An 18966-nucleotide genomic window follows, 5' to 3' on the forward strand; every position below is an offset into this window, starting at 1 on the left:
GGGTCAAGTTTTCGATGGGGAGTTGCGATGATGTTCTTCGAGGAGGAGTTCGACCTCCTCAAGGCCTTCATCGGTGCAGGCCAAGATCGCGTCGTCATCGTTGATCCCGTAGACCCAGATGACGCCATCCTCGGGCTCGAGACAGAGCGTCAAGTCATGGATGAGTTCTTCGCTGACGCCGAGGACCTTGGCGACACGCTCGACGGTGTAGACGTGATGCACTTTATTGCGCTGCATGATCAGGCCGCCGCTGGCGGGGTTCGCAGGTCTGCGCATCTCCAATGCCACGGCAGCAGATCATCGATCCGGTGGGCCGGATAGGCGGGCAGTCGGGCGAGGACGTCTGCGAGCCAGGCCTGCGGGTCGATATCGTTCATCTTGGCCGTCGCAATCAGGCTGTAGAGGACGGCGGCGCGCTGGCCGCCACGATCCGAGCCGCAGAAGAGCCATGCCTTCCTCCCCAGGGCCACGCCGCGCAATGCGCGCTCGGCGGCGTTGTTCGAGAGGCAGATGCGGCCCTCGCTCAGGAAGCGGGTGAAGGACGGCCAGCGGCGAAGCATGTAATTGAAGGCCTTCGCCAGATCGTGCCCGCGCGAGAGCTTGTCGCGGGCCTCGATCATCCAGGTCTCGAGCTCGGCGACCAGCGGCGCGCTCCGGACCCGACGCACGGCCAGGCGCTCCGCCGGCGGCAGCCCGCTCACCTCCCGCTCGATGGTGAAGAGCGCGTCGATGCGCTGCACGGCTTCCAATGCCAGCGGATAAACAGGCTTGGGCTTTTCGCCGCGCGCCTTCTTGATGGCGGCGGCTTCGACATCGGCGAGTTCGAAGACCTTGCGGCGGGCGTGCGCCCAGCAACTCGCCTCCAGAACGGGCCCGGGTTTGCGATCGGGCGCATAGAGATCGCCGAAGCCGCTATAGGCGTCGGCCTGCAGGATCCCGCTCCAACCCGCCAGATGCGTGTTGGGGTGCTCGGCCCGGCGGTCGCGCGAGTAGTAGAACACCGCCGCCGGCGGCGCCGGGCCGGCGAAGGGACCGTCGTTGCGCACATAGACCCATAATCGGCCGATGTCGGTCTTGCCCTTGGCCAGGACCGGCACGGTCGTATCGTCGCCGTGCAGCCGCTCGGCGGCGAGCACATGGGCCTCGAGGCGCTTGAAGAGCGGCATCAGCGCGGCCGCACCGGCGCCCACCTGGTCGGCCAGGGTCGACAGGCTCAGCGGCACGCCTTCACGGGCATAGCGCTCGGCCTGGCGGTTGAGCGGCTGATGCTGCCCGAACTTCTCGAACAGCAGCATGGCCAGGAAGCTCGGACCGGCCCAGCCGCGCGGGGTGACGTGGAATGGCGCCGGCGCCTGGCTGATCGCCTCGCAATCCCGGCAGGAGAACTTCTCGCGCACATGCTGGATCACCTTCCACTGGCGCGGGATCACCTCCAGCGACTCGGTGACATCCTCCCCCAGCTTGGACAGCCGCGCCCCGCCGCAGGCCGGGCAGGCGCACGGCGCGGGCTCCACGACGCGCTCGCGCGGCAGATGCTCGGGGAACGGCTGTCGGGACGGGCGCTTGCGCGTGAAGGCCGACACCGTCGTCGTCTTGGCCCCAGCCTTCTCGGCGGCGATCTCGTCCTCGGTGGCGCCGGCCTCCAGTTCCTCCAGTTCCAATTCCAACTGATCCAGCAGGCGGCGCGTGCGCTCGGCATGCGGCCCGAACAACTGGCGCTGCAGCTTGGCGATCTGCAGCTTCAGGTGGGCGATCTGGGCCAGGTCGTCGGAGGCTTTGGCGCGGGCGGCGGCGCGTTCGGCCCGTACGGCGATCAGCGCCGTCTTCAGGGCGTCGATGTCGTCCGGCAGGGCGTCGGCGGTGAGGACCATGCGCCAGATTGAATCAGAAAAACCGCGATTTGGGCATCCAAAATGCCTGGCGCCGCAGTTTCCTGGTGGCTCAACCGGCGCTCGACGGTCTCCAGCTGTGTTGTGGATTGCGCCAGTCGATCGCCTCGAGCAAATACCCCATTTGCGCCGGCGTCATCGCCACAGGCCCGCCGTTCGTCACTGGCCAGACGAACCGGCCCCGGTCCAGGCGCTTGGCATACAGCGACAGGCCGACCCCATCGTGCCAGAGAATCTTGATCAGATCGCCTTTCCTTCCGCGGAATATGTACAGATCGCCAGCGTGCGGGTCCCGATGCAGGCCTTCCTGGACCTGCAGCGCCAATCCGTTCATCCCCCGGCGCATATCCGTATGACCGGTGGCGATCCACACCCGGACGTTGGCCGGAACCGGGATCATCGCAGGACCTGCAGCGTCGCCGTCACCAGCGCCGCCGGCGCGTCGGCCGTCATACTCACCCGGATGCCGCCGGACAACTCCACGACGATCACGGGAACCTCCGCCCGCTCCGACCCAAGCTCCGGCACCTCGACCAGCACCGCCGGTGCGAAGGCCGGCGGCTCAACCCGCGTCAGCGAGGCGCGCCGCCAGCGATACAGCAAACTCGTGTGAACGTCTGCGCACCGGGCCGTCGTCGTCACGTTGCCGCCGGGCCCGAATGCTTGCGACAGCAGCTCCCGCTTCTGCTCTTCGCTCCAGCGGCGGCGCCGCTCCGGCCCCGTGATCAGCGTCGTATAGGCCATGTCTCGCTGCTAACACCGCTCCAAACCACGTTGTTAACAGTGCTGCTTTCTATCCTGCGCCGGAAGGCGCCTCTCACCGTAGGCATACCCTCCCTCGCGGAGGCGTGGATCGAAACCGTCCTGGTCGACACCACGACCGGTTCCGTCGTTCGTCGCCTCCCTCGCGGAGGCGTGGATCGAAACCTCGGCCTTTCCGTCGATCGGAGGCTTGCAGACCCGTCGCCTCCCTCGCGGAGGCGTGGATCGAAACTTTCCGACATCGTGCAGCTCGTGTCGGTGCATCGTCGCCTCCCTCGCGGAGGCGTGGATCGAAACATGGCCGAGATGGCCCGCGGCGGCGCCGATGGCCCGTCGCCTCCCTCGCGGAGGCGTGGATCGAAACCGGGACCGGACCGATCGCATCACCGCGACGGCGATGTCGCCTCCCTCACGGCAGCGCGGATCGAAATATCGGCCCGTTCCGCCCGCCGCCGTCGCTGCCTCCCGCCGCGGGCAACGCCGCCTCGACGCCGACCTCGACCGGCTTGTCGAAGCGCAGCACCCAGCTCAGTCCCTCCCGGCGGTAGTCGAGCTCGACCTCGCCGCCGACGGCGCGGGCCACGGTGCGCTCGATCACCAGCTGGCCGAAGCCGCGCCGCGTCGGCGGCGCGACCGGCGGGCCGCCGCTCTCGCGCCAGCTCAGGGTGATCGCCGTGCCGCCGCCCTCGCCGGGCCCGGCCGTCCAGGCGATGTCGACCCGCCCGGCCGCGGTCGAAAGGGCGCCGTACTTCGCCGCATTGGTGGCCAGCTCGTGCAGGGCGAGGCCGATGTTCTGCACCGTCTCGGCCGGCAGGGTGATCGGCTCGCCGTCGAGGAACACCTGCCGGCCGACGAGATCGGCGTAATGGCCGAGCTGGGCGCGCACCATGTCCTCGATGCCGGCGCCGGTCCAGCCCTCGTTGACCAGCAGCGTGTGCGCCCGGCCGAGCGCCTCCAGCCGTTCCGAGAAGCGTTCGAGGAACTCGCCGACGCCGGCGGTGTTGGCGGCGGTCTGGCGCGCCATGGCCTGGGCCACGGCCAGCGTGTTCTTGGAGCGATGGGCGAGCTCGCGCATCAGGAGGCGGACATGCCGCTCGCGGCGCTTGCGCTCGGTCACCTCCATGAACACCGAGGTGACGCCGTCGATCGAGCCCTTGTCGTTGCGGGTGGACTCGATGTGTACGTCGTACCATTTGCCGTCGTCGGGTCGCTCCAGGCTCGACAGGAAGATCTCGAAGTCACGCGGCTCGCCGCTGCGCAGCGTCTCCTCCTTGGCGGCGATCATGCGCGAGCCGGCGGGCTCGGGCATGATCTGCGCGTCGGTCTTGCCGATGAACCATTCCGGCGGCTGCCCGAGCAGGCTGTTGCGCATCCACAGGTAGCGCAGCTCCCGGTCCTGGCTCGCCAGCACGATCGGCGCCGTCCGCAGCGCCGCATCGAAGCGGCGGGCGGTGTCGGAGAGCTCCGCCCGCACCGTGCTGACCTGGTCGGCGAGCTCGAAGGTCGCCTCCTCCAGCGAACGGGCGATCTGGCGCTGCGAACGCACGTCGCGAGCCAGCGCCCGGGTGCGCCGCGACAGCGCCAGGATCGACACGACCATGCCGACCCCCGCCACCGCCAGCACGCAGCCGATGGCAAAGCCCAGGCGGTCGCGCTGGTTGTCGCTCTCGCCCAGCTGCTGGTCCAGCCGGCTTCGCTCGGCCGCCTGGAAGCGGTCGGCCTCGGCCTGAATGGCGTCCACGGCCGCCTTGGCGCCCTCGGCGGCGAGACTGGCGCGGGCGCCCGCCATGTCGCCGGCCTGGGCCAGCGCGACGGACCGGGCGATGTGGTCCTGCTGCCGGCTCCAGAGTCCGGCGAGAGTGTCGAGACGGCTCAGTTGCTCGGGATTGCCGGCCGCCAGTTGCCGCAACGTCGCGAAGCGGCCCGGCAGCGCCGCGATCGCCGCGTCGAGCGGCTGCAGATAGGCCCGGTCGCCGGTGATGATGAACCCGCCGCGGGCAGCCTCGGCATCGGCCATGGCCCCGGTCAGCGACAGGCTCGCCTCGATCACCGCGCGGGAATGGTCGATCAGGGCCCGCCCACGGCTCGCCGACCGCCATTCCGACACCAGGAAGGTGGTGGTGGCCGCCAGCAGGATCAGCAGCAGCGCGAGCGGCAGGGCGGATCGAAGCATACGCAAGGGTCTGGGTCTCCCATCCCCGCATGGGGGGCTCCAGGCCGGACCGCCGGGGGCACCGCCAAGGCGCACCCGGACATTCCGCAGATCGCAAGGACCGGGCGCGCGCCGGGCCCGGAGCCAGGCTCCCCCCGGGCGCCCGCCCGGCAATCGATAGCCGCAGCCCCCCGCCCGTTCATAAGTCGGTTCGCCGGCAAACGCCACGTTTTCGGGCCGCTTCGCCCCGTCCCGGTCGCCCTCCCCTCGGAAACAGCTGCAAAAAAGCCGGCGAAGACCGGTGCCGGCCGAGCGGCGCGACAACGCGGCGGGAGCGAATCAATCCCTCCCGGCAACTGCGCGAGGCCAACTGCCATACTAATATGGCATGGCGATGGTTGCGCAATTCGCACTGATATGGTAGCCCTTCAGGCTGCTGGGCAGGGGAGGAGTTGGCCATGGCCACGACGCTCGAACAGCCGGTTCCGGCCACCGTCCCGGACCTGGCCGAGGTCCTGGGCGTCCTGCCGTTCAACCGCCAGGCGCCGATCTGGTCGCAGGTCTATTGCGTGCTGCGCGACCGCGTCGCCGACCTGCGCCTGCCGCCGCTCTACCCCCTGTCGGAAAAGGACATCGCCGCCGTGCTCGGCGTCAGCCGCACGCCGGTGCGCGAGGCCTTGATCCGCCTGTCCGAGGAGGGGCTGGTCGACATCTATCCGCAATACGGCACCTTCGTCGCGCCGATCCGCGTCGGCCACCTCGGCAACGCCCAGTTCATCCGCGAAAGCCTGGAATGCTCGATCGTCCGCCAGGTGGCTGAGGCCGCCGATCCGCTGCTGATCGCCCGGATCGAGCACAACATCGGCGGGCAGGCCGCCGCCGCGGAGGCCGGCGACGACGCCGCCTTCTTCGCGCTGGACGAGCAGATGCACCAGGCCTTCAGCCTGGCCTGCGGCCGCGAGGCGGTCTGGCGCTTCATCCAGGGCGCCAAGGTGCATATCGACCGGGTCCGCCACCTGATCCTGCCGCAGGACCTGAAGGTGCGCCGGCTGGTCGACGAGCACCGGGCCATCCTGGCCGGCATCGCCGCCGGCTCGCCCGACCAGGCCGCCCAGGCCATGCGCGAGCACCTCAACGGCCTGTTCCGCAGCCTGCCGGAGATCGAGGCGGCCCAGCCGAGCTATTTCGAGACGCGCCATACGAACCAGAGGCCGCTGCGCGCCGAGCGCGCGCGCTGACGCGGCCCGGCCGGAGCCGGCACAGGAGGACAGATGGGAGACTTCGAAGGCAAATCGGTGATCGTCACCGGAGGCAGCCTGGGCATGGGCCGGGCCTGCGCCGAGCGCTTCGCCGCCGGCGGGGCCGGCGTGCTGATCGTCGCCAACGACGCCGCCTCGGTCGACGCCGCCGTCGCGGCGATCGGCGGCCGCAGCAGGGGCATGGTCGGCGACGTGCGCAAGGCAGCCGACATGCAGGCCGCGGCCGCGCTCGCCGCGTCGAGCTTCGGCGGCGTCGACATCCTGGTGTGCTGCGCCGGCATCCAGCGCTACGGCACGGTGATCGACACGCCCGAGGAGGTCTGGGACGACGTGCTCGACGTCAACCTGAAGGGGATCTTCCTGGCCGCCAAATATGCCGTGCCGGAGATGAAGAAGCGCGGCGGCGGCGCCGTGATCGCCATCTCCTCGGTGCAGGCCTTCGCCTCGCAGGCCTCGGTCGCCGCCTACACCGCCTCCAAGGGCGGCATCAACGCCCTGGTGCGGGCCATGGCGCTCGACCACGCCCCCGACAACATCACCGTCAACGCCGTCTGCCCGGCCTCGGTCGACACGCCGATGCTGCGCTGGGCCGCCGACCTCTACAAGGGCGAGGGCACCGCCGAGGCGACGCTGGCGGCCTGGGGCAAGGGCCATCCGCTCGGCCGCGTCGGCCAGCCCTGGGAGATCGCCGAGGCCGTCGCCTTCCTCGCCGGCGACAAGGCCCGCTTCATCACCGGCGCGGACATCAAGATCGACGGCGGCGTGATGTCGAAGCTCGGCATCGTCCTGCCGGAATGAAGGACGCGACGCCGGTGACCCCACCCGATTTCCGTTCCCCCGCCTTTCTCAAGTCGCACATGCGGCAGATCATGGATTTCTACCATCCGGTCTGTCTCAACACCGAGGACGGCGGCTACTACAACGTCTATCGCGACGACGGCGCCATCCTCGACCGGACGACGCAGCACCTCGTCTCCACCACGCGCTTCATCGTCAACTTCGCCCTGGCCGCCGGCCTGTTCGAGCGGCCGGACTATCGCGAGGCGGCCGTGCACGGCCTGAAGCACCTGGAGGAGGCTCATCTCGACCGCGAGATGGGCGGCTATTACTGGGTGCTCGACCGCGACCGGCCGAGCGACGACGCCAAGCAGTGCTACGGCCACGCCTTCGTGCTGCTCGCCCACGCCACCGCGGCCAAGGCGGGCATCCCCGGCATGAAGCGCAAGGTCGCCGAGACCTGGGACCTTCTGGAGCGGCACTTCTGGCTGCCGCAGCACCGGCTCTATGCCGACGAGTTCCGCCGCGACTGGACGCCGCTCTCCGACTATCGCGGCCAGAACTGCAACATGCACATGGCCGAGGCGATGCTCGCCGCCTACGAGGCGACGGGCGAGACGCGCTATCTCGACCGGGCCGAGACCCTGGCCCAGCGCATCTGCATGGATCTCGCCGCCGAGGCCGGCGACCTCGTCTGGGAGCACTACACCCGCGACTGGGCGGTGGACTGGGACTACAACAAGGACGATCCCAAGCACCTGTTCCGCCCCTTCGGTTACCTGCCCGGGCACATGACCGAGTGGACCAAGCTGCTGCTGATCCTCGAGCGCTACCGGCCGCGCGAATGGATGCTGCCGCGGGCCCGGCGCCTCTACGAGGTGGCGCTGGCCCGCAGCGCCGACCTCGCCCATGGCGGCCTGCACTACAGCTTCGGCCCCGACGGCCGGCTCTACGACCTCGACAAGTACCACTGGGTGATGTGCGAGACCGTGGCCGCCGCCGCCTGCCTGGCCGTGCGCACCGGCGAGGCGCGCTTCTGGCAGGACTATGACCGGCTCTGGGACTTCAGCTGGCGCCACATGATCGACCGCGAGCGCGGCGGCTGGTACCGGGTCTGCGCCCCGGACGGCCGGCCGCTCAGCGACCTCAAGAGCCCGCCCGCCAAGACCGACTATCACCCCTTCGGCGCCTGCTTCGAGATCCTGCGCGTCACCGGGCACGTCGAGGAATAGGCCACCCGCGCGGGCAGCCACACCGGGAAGCGGCGGCGCATGCCGCCTCTCCTTTTGAAAAACACTGCCATGGTACAACAGCAGCCGGGATGCCGGCCTTCGGGAGGAACCACAGCCATGCGTTGGAAGACCGCCATCTCCGCCCTCGCCCTTGCCGCCGCCACGCTGCTCGGCGCCGGATCGGGCCAGGCCGCCGACAAGCTCAAATTCGCCTACCTGACCCAGACCGGCATCGACAACAGCTTCTGGCAGGCGATCAAGAAGGGCATGGACGATGCCTGCGCCCAGTTCGACGCCGACTGCCAGCTGATCTTCACCACGCCCAACGGCGACCTGCAGAAGCACCTGCAGAACCTGGAGACGGTGATCGAGCAGGGCGTCGACGGCATCGTCACCGTTGTCGTCAACGACGACCTCTACGACGAGGCGATCAAGCGCGCCGTCGACAAGGGCATCCCGGTGATCACCGCCAATGTCGACGATTCCAAGGGCGCCGAGGGCAATGCCCGCCTCGCCTTCGTCGGCCAGGACCTGTTCCAGGCCGGCTACGTGCTGATGAAGGGCCTCTACGCCAAGATCCCGGCCGACCAGCCGGTGCACGCCCTGCTCGGCCTGTCGCGCCCCGGCGAGAGCTGGGCGGAGGCCCGCATCGGCGGCGCCAGGAAGTTCCTGGACGAGGCCAAGGCCGCCAATCCCGGCCGGTCGATCTCCTATGAGGTGATCGACAGCTCCAACGACATCTCGGTCACCGCCTCGCGCATCTGCCAGTATGTCCAGGGCCATCCCGAGACCAACGCCTATGTCGACGCCGGCTTCTGGGGCGCCGGTGCCGGCGAGTGCCTGCGCGACCTCGGCGTCAAGCCCGGCCAGCTGCACATGGCCGTGTTCGACCTGGTGCCGGTGGTGCTCGACGAGATGAAGAAGGGCTATATCGACCTGACCATCGACCAGCAGCCCTACTACCAGGGCTACCTGCCGATCCTGCAGCTGGCGATGATCAAGAAGTTCGGCCTCAGCGCCTTCGACGTCAACACCGGCAAGGCCCTGGTCGAGCCCAAGGACGTCGAGGCGGTCGAGAAGTTCGTCAAGATGGGCGTGCGCTGAGGCTCCCCCGGGATGCGGCCCGCCGCATCCCGGCCTGCCCCGCCCGCCCCCGTTCCTGGGAGCCACCCGCCATGTCATCGCTGCCGCGGCGCCTGCTGGCGCGGCCCGAGATTTCGGCCCTCGCCCTGTTCGTCCTGCTCTGCCTGGTGTTCAGCTTCGTCAATCCGCGCTTCGCCGCGCCCGGCAACGTCACCGTCTACCTCCAGCCGATCCCGGAGCTGGCCATCGCCGCCATCGGCGTCACCATCCTGATCATCGCCGGCGAGTTCGACCTGTCGGTCGGCTCGGTGTTCTGCCTGTCGCCGATGGTGACGGTGCTGTTGATGACGCTCGGCGGCCTGCCGATGCCGCTGGCCATCCTGGCGGGCCTCGGCGTCGCCGCGGCCGTCGGCTTCGCCAATGCCTGGATCACGCTGCGGCTCGGCATTCCCTCCTTCATCGCCACCCTCGGCATGATGTTCATGGTGCGCTCGATCGCCATCGTCGTGGCCGGCGGCTTCCCGCCGATCTTCCCGCGCGAGGCGCCGGTGGAATGGCTGGTCGGGCGGCTCGACATGCTCGGCGTCACGCCGCGCGCCTCCATCTTCTACATGATCGCCATCGCCGCCCTGCTCGGCTTCGTCATGCGTCGCACCGATTTCGGCGCCTGGGTCTATGCCACCGGCGGACATCCCCAGGCGGCGCGCGACATGGGCATCGACATCCGCCGGGTGAAGACCGTCTGCTTCGTGCTGTGTTCGACCCTGGCGGGACTGGCCGGCATCATCCAGAGCTTCCGCATCAAGGTGATCGTGCCCAATCTCGGCACCGGCCTGGAGCTGCAGGTGATCGCCGCCGCGGTCATCGGCGGCGTCGCCCTCACCGGCGGCATCGGCTCGGTGAGCGGGGCGATCGTCGGCGTGCTGCTGACGGCGATCATCGAGAACATCCTCATCCTCGGCGGCATCAATGCCAACTGGTTCATGTTCGCCGTCGGCGCCATGATCGTCGTCGCCGTCGTCCTCAACACCCGCGTGCGCCGGCACGCCGAAGGCGGCAGGGGGCACTGATGACGAGCGAGCCCCTGATCCGCTGCCGCGGACTGCAGAAATGGTACGGCGCGGTGCACGCCCTCAAGAATGTCGACTTCGACGTCGGCAAGGGCGAGGTGATCGGCCTGGTCGGCGACAACGGCGCCGGCAAGTCGACCCTGATCAAGATCCTGTCGGGCGTGCACCCGCATGACGAAGGCGAGATCGTCGTCGACGGCCGCCCGGTGCGGATCACCGGCCCGCGCGCCGCCATGGAGCTCGGCATCGAGACCATCTACCAGTACACCGCCATGGTGCCGGAGATGACCATCGCCCAGAACTTCTTCATCGGCCGCGAATTGCTGAAATGGGGCCGGCGCGGCTTCGGCGTCGTCGATGCCGACCGGATGCGGGCCGAGGCGATCGAGGGTCTGAAAGGCGTCGGCCTGCATCTGCGCGGGCCGGACGTGCCGGTCAAGGCGCTCTCCGGCGGCCAGCGCCAGGGTGTCGCCATCGCCCGGGCCATGCATTTCCGCTCCAAGGTGCTGATCCTCGACGAGCCGACCAACCACCTCTCGGTCAAGGAGACCAACAAGGTGCTGGACCATGTCGTCGAGTTGCGCGGACAGGGCGTCACCAGCATCTTCATCAGCCACAACCTGCACCACATCCATCCGATCGCCGACCGGATCGTGATCATGGCGCGCGGCGAGAAGATCGCCGACGTCGCCCGCGACGACACCAGCGTCGAGGAGATGACCCGGCTCATCAGCTGAGCCCCTCCCCGCCGCTCCCCGACCACCCCAGCCGGAACGCTGCCCCGATGAAACGTCCGAAGATCACCGACATCCGCGCCACCACCGTCACCGTGCCGCTCGAGGCGCCGCTGCGCCACTCCAACGGCGCGCATTGGGGCCGCTTCGTGCGCACGATCGTCGAGGTCGAGACCGACACCGGCCTGATCGGCCTGGGCGAGATGGGCGGCGGCGGCGAGAGCGCGGAGGCCGCGTTCCGCGGCCTCAAGACCTATCTCGTCGGCCACGACCCGTTCGAGCTCGAGGCCATGCGCTTCAAGATCACCAATCCGACAGCCAGCCTCTACAACAACCGCACCCAGCTGCACGCGGCGCTGGAGTTCGCCTGCATCGACATCATCGGCAAGACGCTCGGCGTGCCGGCCTGCGACCTGCTCGGCGGCAAGGTGCGCGACGAGGTCCCCTTTGCCAGCTACATGTTCTTCCGCCATCCCAACCAGGAGACCGGCAAGGGCGAGGTGCGCACCGCCGACCAGCTCATCGCCGACACGCTGGCGCTGAAGCAGAAGTGCGGCTTCACCTCGCACAAGCTCAAGAGCGGCGTGTTCCCGCCCGCCTACGAGCTGGAAGTCTACCGGGCCTGGGCCAAGGCGCTCGGCTCCGACAGCGTGCGCTACGACCCCAACGCCGCCTTCAGCGTCGAGGAGGCCCTGCGCTTCGGCCGGGCGATCGAGGACCTCAACAACGACTATTACGAGGATCCGACCTGGGGCCTCAACGGCATGCGCCGGGTGCGCGAGGGCGTGCGCATCCCGCTCGCCACCAACACGGTGGTGATCAATTTCGAGCAACTCGCCGCCAACATCCTCAACCCGGCGGTGGACGTCATCCTGCTCGACACCACCTTCTGGGGCGGCATCCGGCCCTGCATCAAGGCGGCGGGCGTGTGCGAGACCTTCCAGCTCGGCGTCGCCGTGCACTCCTCCGGCGAGCTCGGCATCCAGCTCGCCTCCATGCTGCACATGGGCGCGGTGGTGCCCAACCTCGCCTTCAAGGCCGACGCCCACTACCACCACCTCGTCGACGACGTCATCGTCGGCGGCCCGATGCAGTACCGGGGCGGCGCCATCGCAGTGCCGACCGGCCCCGGCCTCGGCGTCGAGCTCGACCGCGACAAGCTCGGCCGGTATGCCGACCTGTACAAGTCGCTCGGCGGCTACACCTATGACCGCGATCCCGCCCGGCCGGACTGGTTCCCCCTGCTGCCGAACACGCGATGGGCGGACCCGGACGACACGAGGCCGGTGCGCTATTGACAAGGCAGAGGCCGCGGCGGCCCGAGGAGCCGTTGCGGCGCGGACCGTCCGGCCGGCTCCCATCCGGGGTCCGCCGGCCCGGCACAGCAGGAGGAAACCCATGACGCTGCCCGCCCCCGTCACCTGCCTGGTCGAGGCGCAGGACATCTGCGGCGAGAGCATGATCCATGACGAGCGCCGCAACGCACTGGTCTGGGTCGACATCGTCGGCCGGCGCATCCATCGCCTGGCACTGGCGGACGGCCGCCACGAGATCTGGCCGACGCCGGAGTTCCCGACCTCGATCGGCCTGCGCGAGGACGGCGGCGCCATCGTCGGCCTCACCCGGCGCGTCGCCCTGTGGGACTTCGGCGGCGACTTCCGCACCCTCGCCGTGCCCGAGCCGGACGAGCCGGACAATCGCCTGAACGAGGGCTGCGTCGCCCCCGACGGCTCCTACTGGGTCGGCACCATGCAGAACAACCTCCGCCCCGACGGCAGCCCCAGGGACATCACGGCGCCCCGGGGCCGGCTCCACCGCGTCGCCCCCGATGGAACGGTGACGACGCTGTCGGACGACCGTTTCGGCATCGCCAACACCATGGCCTGGACCGATGACGGCCGCTTCCTGACCGCCGACACGCTGGCCAATGCGATCTACGCCTATCCCGTCGACCCCGACGGAGGCTCGCTCGGCCGGCGCCGGACGCTGTTCGAAGGCCTCGACCGCGGCTTCCCCGACGGCTCCTGCCTGGATGCCGAGGGCCATCTGTGGAACTGCCGCGTCGCCGGCGGCAGCTGCATCGCCCGCATCGCGCCGGACGGCCGGCTCGACCGCCTGGTCGAGCTGCCTTGCTCCTGGCCGACGAGTTGCGCCTTCGGCGGCCCGGATCTCGGGACGCTCTACGTCACCTCGGCCCGCTTCACCATGACGGACGCGCATCTCGCCGCCCATCCGCTGGAGGGCGCGGTGTTCGCCGTCGATGCCGGCGTGCGGGGCCGGCCGGAGCGGCGCTTCGCCGGCTGACGGCCCGGCATCCGAGATCCCTTGTCATTTCGGCCCGTCACCCCACTATCTCGAGCACGTCAACCGCATCGGAGGCGCGAACCATGGGCGTGGAAAGCCTGCTTATCTTCCTCATCGTCGGCATCGTCGCCGGCTGGATCGCCGGACAGGTCGTCAGGGGCGGCGGTTTCGGACTGGTCGGCGACCTCGCGGTCGGCGTCGTCGGCGCCCTCATCGCCGGCTACCTCTTCCCCCGTCTCGGGCTGTCCCTCGGCGGCGGCATCGTCGGGGCGATCATCGCCGCGGCGATCGGCGCCATCATCCTCCTGTTGATTATCCGGCTGATCAAGCGAGCCTGAGAGCCGACGTTCAAGTCAGGCTCCGAGGCGACATTCCCGCAGCCGACCGGATGCGGCCGGCCGCGGGTCAGTGAAATTTTTTTCTTCGCAATCGCGATCTTTTGTTGTTTTTCCACGACGAAAACGATTTGCAACGTCGGAAAATGGCTATTTAACCGATCGTTTCGATGAGATTGGCGCATCTCAATAGAAAATTTCTATCGTATGACGAAGCTGCTTTCTTGATTCCCCCCACCCAGCCACGCATGGTCGCCGCTTAGAACCTCTCGAAAGAGGCCGGACATGCACGCATACGAGGATTGGACCGCCGAGCGGGCCGCCGCCATCATCGAGGCCGGCAAGGAGCGCGAGGGGCCGCTGCTGCCCATCCTGCACGGCTTCATGGAAGCCTTCGGCTATGTGCCGGAGCCGGCCGTGCCCATGGTCGCCGACGCGCTGAACCTGTCGCGCGCCGAGGTGCACGGCGTCGTCACCTTCTACCATGATTTCCGCCGCGAGCCGGCCGGCCGCCACGTCGTCAAGCTGTGCCGGGCCGAGTCCTGCCAGGCCGCCGGCTGCGAACGGCTGGCCGACCACCTGGAGGCCAGGCTCGGCATCGGCTTCGGCGAAACCTCGCCGGACGGCCGCGTCACCCTGGAACCGGTCTATTGCCTGGGCCTGTGCTCCCTCTCCCCGGCGGCCCTGATCGACGACCGCGTCGTGGCGAGGCTCGACGAGAAGCGCCTCGACGCGATCCTGACGGAGACGCTGCGATGACCAGGCTGCACCTCTTCATTCCCCGCGATGCCGGCGCGCTCGCCGTCGGCGCCGACGAGGTCGCGGCCGCGCTCAAGGTCGCGGCGCTGGCCCGGGGCCTCGAGCTGGAGATCACCCGCACCGGCTCGCGCGGCCTCCACTGGCTGGAGCCGCTGGTCGAGCTCGCCACCGGGGCCGGCCGCATCGGCTACGGCCCGGCGACGCCGGCCGACGCCGCGAGCCTGCTCGATGCCTTCACCGGCACGGGCGAGCATGCCCTGCGCATCGGCCGGCCGGAGGAGCTGCCCTTCCTCAAGCGCCAGCCCCGCCTGACCATGGCCCGCACCGGCATCGTCGACCCGCGCTCGCTCGACGACTACCGCGCGCATGGCGGCCTCGAAGGCCTGGAGAAGGCGCTGGAGATCGGCCCGGCGGCGATCATCGACACAGTGACCAAGTCGGGCCTGCGCGGCCGCGGCGGCGCCGGCTTCCCGACCGGCATCAAGTGGAAGACCGTGGCCGACGCCGGGGCCGACCGCAAATACATCGTCTGCAACGCCGACGAGGGCGACAGCGGCACCTTCGCCGACCGCATGCTGATGGAAGGCGACCCCTTCTGCCTGATCGAGGGCATGGCCATCGCCGGCATCGCCACCGGCGCCGCCAAGGGCTTCGTCTATATCCGCTCCGAGTACCCCCATGCCGTCGCGGCCATGGAGGCGGCGATCCTGGCCGCCCGGCGAGGCGGCGTGCTCGGCGCAAGCGTGCTCGGCTCGGCCCATGCCTTCGACATGGAAGTGCGGGTCGGCGCCGGCGCCTATGTCTGCGGCGAGGAGACCTCGCTGCTGCAGAGCATCGAGGGCAAGCGCGGCACCGTCAGGGCCAAGCCGCCGCTGCCGGCGCACAAGGGCCTGTTCGAACGGCCGACCGTCATCAACAACGTGCTCTCCCTCGCCTCGGTGCCGATCATCCTGGCCAAGGGCGCCGACCATTACCGCGACTTCGGCATGGGCCGCTCGCGCGGCACCATGCCGGTGCAGCTCGCCGGCAACATCCGCCATGGCGGCCTGGTCGAGATCGCCTTCGGCGTCACCCTCGGCGAGCTGGTCGACGATTTCGGCGGCGGTACGCTCTCCGGCCGCCCGGTGCGCGCCGTCCAGGTCGGCGGCCCGCTCGGCGCCTATTTCCCCCGTGCCCTGTTCGACACGCCGTTCGACTACGAGGCCTTCGCCGGGCGCGACGGCCTGATCGGCCATGGCGGCATCGTCGTGTTCGACGACACCGTCGACATGAAGCGCCAGGCGCGCTTCGCCATGGAGTTCTGCGGCATCGAATCCTGCGGCAAATGCACGCCCTGCCGTATCGGCGCGGTCCGCGGCGTCGAGACCATCGACAAGATCATCGCCGGGCAGGACGTGGCCAGGAACATCGCCGTCGTCGAGGACCTTTGCCAGACCATGAAGTTCGGCTCGCTCTGCGCCCTCGGCGGCTTCACGCCCTATCCCGTGCTCTCCGCCATCCGGCACTTCCCGGAGGACTTCGACGTCACGCCCTATCGGGTGGCGGCGGAATGACGACGGCGAACCGCATCCGGGACTTCGAGGCTCGACGCACGAGCCTGCCCTCCTCGCCGCCGGGAGAGGCGACCGGCCCCCATTCTCCCTGCCCGCCGCGGGCTGGGATGACCGCAATGCCGCACCCCGCTTCGAGACAGCGTCTCGTCCAGCCTCTTGCATTCTGAGGGTACCGCCATGTCTCTCGTCCATGAAATCGATTACGGCACGCCGCTCTCGAAGTCCGGGAAGACGGTGACGCTGACCATCGACGGCGTCTCGGTGACGGTGCCCGAGGGAACCTCGATCATGCGCGCCGCCATGGAGATGGGCACGCAGATCCCCAAGCTCTGCGCCACCGACATGATGGATGCCTGGGGCTCCTGCCGCATGTGCCTGGTCGAGATCGAGGGCCGCGCCGGCACGCCCGCCTCCTGCACCACGCCGGTCGCGGCCGGCCTCGTGGTCCACACCCAGACCCGGCGCCTGCACGACATCCGCAAGGGCGTGATGGAGCTCTACATCTCCGACCACCCGCTCGACTGCCTGACCTGCGCCGCCAACGGCGACTGCGAGCTGCAGGACGTCGCCGGCCAGGTCGGCCTGCGCGAGGTGCGCTACGGCTACGAGGGCGAGAACCACGTCTTCGCCAAGATGGGCGGCGAGGCCAACGAGAACTGGATGCCGCAGGACGGCTCCAACCCCTATTTCAACTATGACCCGGCCAAGTGCATCGTCTGCTCGCGCTGCGTCCGCGCCTGCGAGGAGGTGCAGGGCACCTTTGCGCTGACCATTTCCGGCCGCGGCTTCGACAGCCGCGTCTCGCCGGGCATGGGCGAGGCCTTCTTCGAGTCCGAATGCGTGTCCTGCGGCGCCTGCGTCCAGGCCTGTCCGACGGCGACGCTGACGGAGAAGAAGGTGATCGAGATCGGCCAGCCCGAGCACTCGGTCGTCACCACCTGCGCCTATTGCGGCGTCGGCTGCGCCTTCAAGGCCGAGATGCGCGGCGAGGAGCTGGTGCGCATGGTGCCCTACAAGGACGGCAAGGCCAATCGCGGCCATTCCTGCGTCAAGGGCCGCTTCGCCTGGGGCTATGCCACCCACAAGGAGCGCATCCTCAAGCCGATGATCCGCTCGAAGATCACCGATCCCTGGCAGGAAGTGAGCTGGGAGCAGGCCATCGCCCACGCCGCCTCCGAGCTCAGGCGCATCCAGGCCCAGTATGGCAAGGACTCCATCGGCGGCATCACCTCCTCGCGCTGCACCAACGAGGAGACCTTCCTGGTGCAGAAGCTGATCCGCGCCGGCTTCGGCAACAACAATGTCGACACCTGCGCCCGCGTCTGCCATTCGCCGACCGGCTACGGCCTCGGCCAGACCTTCGGCACCTCCGCCGGCACCCAGGACTTCGACTCGGTCGAGGAGACCGACGTCGTCCTGATCATCGGCGCCAACCCGACCGACGGCCACCCCGTCTTCGCCTCGCGCCTGAAGAAGCGCCTGCGCGCCGGCGCCCGGCTGATCGTCATCGACCCGCGCCGGACCGACATCGTCCGCTCCGCCCATATCGAGGCCGACCATCACCTGCCGCTCAAGCCCGGCACCAACGTCGCCATGCTGACGGCGCTGGCCCATGTCATCGTCACCGAAGGCCTGGTCGACGAGGCCTTCGTGCGCGAGCGCTGCGACATGGAGGCGTTCCAGGCCTGGGCCGAGTTCGTCTCCGATCCGCGCCACAGCCCCGAGGCGGTGGAGAAGTACACGGGCGTCAAGGCGGCCGACGTGCGCGACGCGGCCCGGCTCTATGCCACCGGCGGCAACGGCTCGATCTATTACGGCCTCGGCGTCACCGAGCACAGCCAGGGCTCGACCACGGTGATGGCCATCGCCAACCTCGCCATGGCCACCGGCAACCTCGGCCGCAACGGCGTCGGCGTGAACCCGCTGCGCGGCCAGAACAACGTGCAGGGCTCCTGCGACATGGGCTCCTTCCCGCACGAGCTGCCGGGCTATCGCCACATCGGCACCGACAGCGTGCGCACCATGTTCGAGGAGTTCTGGGGCGCCAAGCTCGACAAGGAGCCGGGCCTGCGCATTCCCAACATGTTCGATGCCGCGGTCGACGGCTCGTTCAAGGGCCTCTACGTGCAGGGCGAGGACATCGTCCAGTCCGACCCCGACACCCATCACGTCACGGCCGGGCTTTCGGCGATGGAATGCGTCATCGTCCAGGACCTGTTCCTGAACGAGACCGCCAACTACGCCCATGTCTTCCTGCCCGGCTCCACCTTCCTGGAGAAGGACGGCACCTTCACCAATGCCGAGCGCCGCATCCAGCGCGTGCGCAAGGTGATGGCGCCGAAGGCCGGCTATGCCGACTGGGAGGTGACGCTGCTGCTGGCGGAGGCGCTCGGCCATCCCATGCGCTACGGCCACCCGTCGGAGATCATGGACGAGATCGCCCGCCTGACCCCGTCCTTCGCCGGCGTCTCCTTCGAGAAGCTGGAGGAGCTCGGCTCGGTGCAGTGGCCCTGCAACGAAAAGGCGCCGGAGGGCACGCCGATCATGCATATCGGCCATTTCGTGCGCGGTCAGGGCCGCTTCATGATCACCGAATACATCCCGACGGACGAGCGCACCGGCGCCCGCTTCCCGCTGCTGCTCACCACCGGCCGCATCCTCAGCCAGTACAATGTCGGCGCCCAGACCCGGCGCACCGACAACTCGATGTGGCACCCCGAGGATCTCCTGGAGATCCATCCGCACGACGCCGAGCAGCGCGGCATCCGCGAGGGCGACTGGATCAAGCTCGAGAGCCGCTCCGGCTCGACCTCGCTGCGCGCCACCATCACCGAGCGCGTCGCTCCGGGCGTCGTCTACACCACCTTCCACCACCCGACGACTCAGGCCAACGTCATCACCACCGATTATTCCGACTGGGCGACCAACTGTCCGGAATACAAGGTCACGGCCGTGCAGGTGATGCCCTCCAACGGCCCGACCGCCTGGCAGGAGGAGTACGAAGCCATGGCCAAGAATTCGCGCCGCATCACCCTGCCGGAAGCGGCAGAGTGACGG

17 protein-coding genes are annotated in these 18966 nt (G+C 69.1%); 12 read left to right on the forward strand and 5 right to left on the reverse strand.

Annotated features, from left to right (window positions below; genetic code table 11):
- Positions 1 to 3: 3 nt before the first annotated feature.
- From AC27L4_RS07935 to AC27L4_RS07955, 5 genes are all read right to left on the reverse strand, one after another.
- Complete coding sequence (locus AC27L4_RS07935) at positions 4 to 276, reverse strand: hypothetical protein (RefSeq protein ID WP_487141545.1); 273 nt, start codon at positions 274 to 276, stop codon at positions 4 to 6.
- Positions 240 to 1871: an IS66 family transposase gene (gene tnpC / locus AC27L4_RS07940; protein ID WP_487141546.1), complete on the reverse strand. Its 1632-nt coding sequence runs from the start codon at positions 1869 to 1871 to the stop codon at positions 240 to 242. Before tnpC ends, AC27L4_RS07935 begins: the two co-directional genes overlap by 37 nt.
- A gap of 70 nt (positions 1872 to 1941) precedes the next feature.
- Positions 1942 to 2289 (reverse strand): IS66 family insertion sequence element accessory protein TnpB, encoded by a 348-nt coding sequence (tnpB, locus tag AC27L4_RS07945; protein WP_487141547.1) that lies wholly within the window; start codon positions 2287 to 2289, stop codon positions 1942 to 1944.
- The gene (locus AC27L4_RS07950; RefSeq protein WP_487141548.1) at positions 2286 to 2633 is read right to left on the reverse strand and encodes a transposase; all 348 of its coding nucleotides are present in this window, start codon (positions 2631 to 2633) and stop codon (positions 2286 to 2288) included. Before AC27L4_RS07950 ends, tnpB begins: the two co-directional genes overlap by 4 nt.
- A 427-nt stretch (positions 2634 to 3060) precedes the next feature.
- Positions 3061 to 4824, reverse strand: a complete 1764-nt coding sequence (locus tag AC27L4_RS07955; protein WP_487141926.1) for a CHASE3 domain-containing protein — start codon at positions 4822 to 4824, stop codon at positions 3061 to 3063.
- A gap of 437 nt (positions 4825 to 5261) precedes the next feature.
- Here AC27L4_RS07955 and AC27L4_RS07960 point away from each other — a divergent pair, with 437 nt between their 5' ends.
- The 12 genes from AC27L4_RS07960 to fdhF all read left to right on the forward strand — a co-directional run bounded on the left by AC27L4_RS07960 (position 5262) and on the right by fdhF (position 18963).
- Complete coding sequence (locus AC27L4_RS07960; RefSeq protein ID WP_487141549.1) at positions 5262 to 6041, forward strand: GntR family transcriptional regulator; 780 nt, start codon at positions 5262 to 5264, stop codon at positions 6039 to 6041.
- A 33-nt stretch (positions 6042 to 6074) separates the two neighbouring features.
- On the forward strand, positions 6075 to 6860 hold the full coding sequence (locus AC27L4_RS07965; protein WP_487141550.1) for an SDR family NAD(P)-dependent oxidoreductase: 786 nt from the start codon (positions 6075 to 6077) through the stop codon (positions 6858 to 6860).
- A 59-nt stretch (positions 6861 to 6919) separates the two neighbouring features.
- Positions 6920 to 8071 carry an AGE family epimerase/isomerase gene (locus tag AC27L4_RS07970; protein ID WP_487141927.1) on the forward strand — a complete coding sequence of 384 codons (1152 nt, stop codon included), beginning with the start codon at positions 6920 to 6922 and terminating at the stop codon, positions 8069 to 8071.
- 117 nt (positions 8072 to 8188) lie between these two features.
- On the forward strand, positions 8189 to 9175 hold the full coding sequence (locus AC27L4_RS07975) for a substrate-binding domain-containing protein (protein WP_487141551.1): 987 nt from the start codon (positions 8189 to 8191) through the stop codon (positions 9173 to 9175).
- Between the two features lie 71 nt (positions 9176 to 9246).
- Positions 9247 to 10224, forward strand: coding sequence for an ABC transporter permease (locus AC27L4_RS07980; RefSeq protein WP_487141552.1), 978 nt, complete (start codon positions 9247 to 9249; stop codon positions 10222 to 10224).
- Positions 10224 to 10961 (forward strand): ATP-binding cassette domain-containing protein, encoded by a 738-nt coding sequence (locus tag AC27L4_RS07985; RefSeq protein WP_487141553.1) that lies wholly within the window; start codon positions 10224 to 10226, stop codon positions 10959 to 10961. The genes AC27L4_RS07980 and AC27L4_RS07985 overlap by 1 nt, the downstream gene beginning before the upstream one ends.
- Before the next feature lie 47 nt (positions 10962 to 11008).
- A complete protein-coding gene (locus tag AC27L4_RS07990; RefSeq protein WP_487141554.1) occupies positions 11009 to 12256 on the forward strand; it encodes an enolase C-terminal domain-like protein in 1248 nt (415 codons plus the stop codon).
- Between the two features lie 106 nt (positions 12257 to 12362).
- Complete coding sequence (locus AC27L4_RS07995) at positions 12363 to 13262, forward strand: SMP-30/gluconolactonase/LRE family protein (protein WP_487141928.1); 900 nt, start codon at positions 12363 to 12365, stop codon at positions 13260 to 13262.
- An 83-nt stretch (positions 13263 to 13345) separates the two neighbouring features.
- On the forward strand, positions 13346 to 13600 hold the full coding sequence (locus AC27L4_RS08000) for a GlsB/YeaQ/YmgE family stress response membrane protein (RefSeq protein WP_487141555.1): 255 nt from the start codon (positions 13346 to 13348) through the stop codon (positions 13598 to 13600).
- A 282-nt stretch (positions 13601 to 13882) separates the two neighbouring features.
- Positions 13883 to 14356 (forward strand): formate dehydrogenase subunit gamma, encoded by a 474-nt coding sequence (locus tag AC27L4_RS08005; RefSeq protein WP_487141556.1) that lies wholly within the window; start codon positions 13883 to 13885, stop codon positions 14354 to 14356.
- The gene (locus tag AC27L4_RS08010; RefSeq protein WP_487141557.1) at positions 14353 to 15909 is read left to right on the forward strand and encodes a formate dehydrogenase beta subunit; all 1557 of its coding nucleotides are present in this window, start codon (positions 14353 to 14355) and stop codon (positions 15907 to 15909) included. The genes AC27L4_RS08005 and AC27L4_RS08010 overlap by 4 nt, the downstream gene beginning before the upstream one ends.
- Before the next feature lie 177 nt (positions 15910 to 16086).
- Entirely contained in the window at positions 16087 to 18963 is a 2877-nt protein-coding gene (gene fdhF, locus AC27L4_RS08015; RefSeq protein WP_487141558.1) for a formate dehydrogenase subunit alpha, read from the forward strand.
- The last annotated feature ends 3 nt before the right edge of the window (positions 18964 to 18966 follow it).

It is taken from the genome of Labrys sp. Lb11, assembly GCF_057554225.1.

Bases quoted from the DNA above. Each gene is read 5' to 3' on its own strand.
- AC27L4_RS07935 (WP_487141545.1), bottom strand. From the start codon at position 276: ATGCGCAGACCTGCGAACCCCGCCAGCGGCGGCCTGATCATGCAGCGC.
- tnpC (WP_487141546.1), bottom strand. From the start codon at position 1,871: ATGGTCCTCACCGCCGACGCCCTGCCGGACGACATCGACGCCCTGAAG.
- tnpB (WP_487141547.1), bottom strand. From the start codon at position 2,289: ATGATCCCGGTTCCGGCCAACGTCCGGGTGTGGATCGCCACCGGTCAT.
- AC27L4_RS07950 (WP_487141548.1), bottom strand. From the start codon at position 2,633: ATGGCCTATACGACGCTGATCACGGGGCCGGAGCGGCGCCGCCGCTGG.
- AC27L4_RS07955 (WP_487141926.1), bottom strand. From the start codon at position 4,824: ATGCTTCGATCCGCCCTGCCGCTCGCGCTGCTGCTGATCCTGCTGGCG.
- AC27L4_RS07960 (WP_487141549.1), top strand. From the start codon at position 5,262: ATGGCCACGACGCTCGAACAGCCGGTTCCGGCCACCGTCCCGGACCTG.
- AC27L4_RS07965 (WP_487141550.1), top strand. From the start codon at position 6,075: ATGGGAGACTTCGAAGGCAAATCGGTGATCGTCACCGGAGGCAGCCTG.
- AC27L4_RS07970 (WP_487141927.1), top strand. From the start codon at position 6,920: ATGCGGCAGATCATGGATTTCTACCATCCGGTCTGTCTCAACACCGAG.
- AC27L4_RS07975 (WP_487141551.1), top strand. From the start codon at position 8,189: ATGCGTTGGAAGACCGCCATCTCCGCCCTCGCCCTTGCCGCCGCCACG.
- AC27L4_RS07980 (WP_487141552.1), top strand. From the start codon at position 9,247: ATGTCATCGCTGCCGCGGCGCCTGCTGGCGCGGCCCGAGATTTCGGCC.
- AC27L4_RS07985 (WP_487141553.1), top strand. From the start codon at position 10,224: ATGACGAGCGAGCCCCTGATCCGCTGCCGCGGACTGCAGAAATGGTAC.
- AC27L4_RS07990 (WP_487141554.1), top strand. From the start codon at position 11,009: ATGAAACGTCCGAAGATCACCGACATCCGCGCCACCACCGTCACCGTG.
- AC27L4_RS08000 (WP_487141555.1), top strand. From the start codon at position 13,346: ATGGGCGTGGAAAGCCTGCTTATCTTCCTCATCGTCGGCATCGTCGCC.
- AC27L4_RS08005 (WP_487141556.1), top strand. From the start codon at position 13,883: ATGCACGCATACGAGGATTGGACCGCCGAGCGGGCCGCCGCCATCATC.
- AC27L4_RS08010 (WP_487141557.1), top strand. From the start codon at position 14,353: ATGACCAGGCTGCACCTCTTCATTCCCCGCGATGCCGGCGCGCTCGCC.
- fdhF (WP_487141558.1), top strand. From the start codon at position 16,087: ATGTCTCTCGTCCATGAAATCGATTACGGCACGCCGCTCTCGAAGTCC.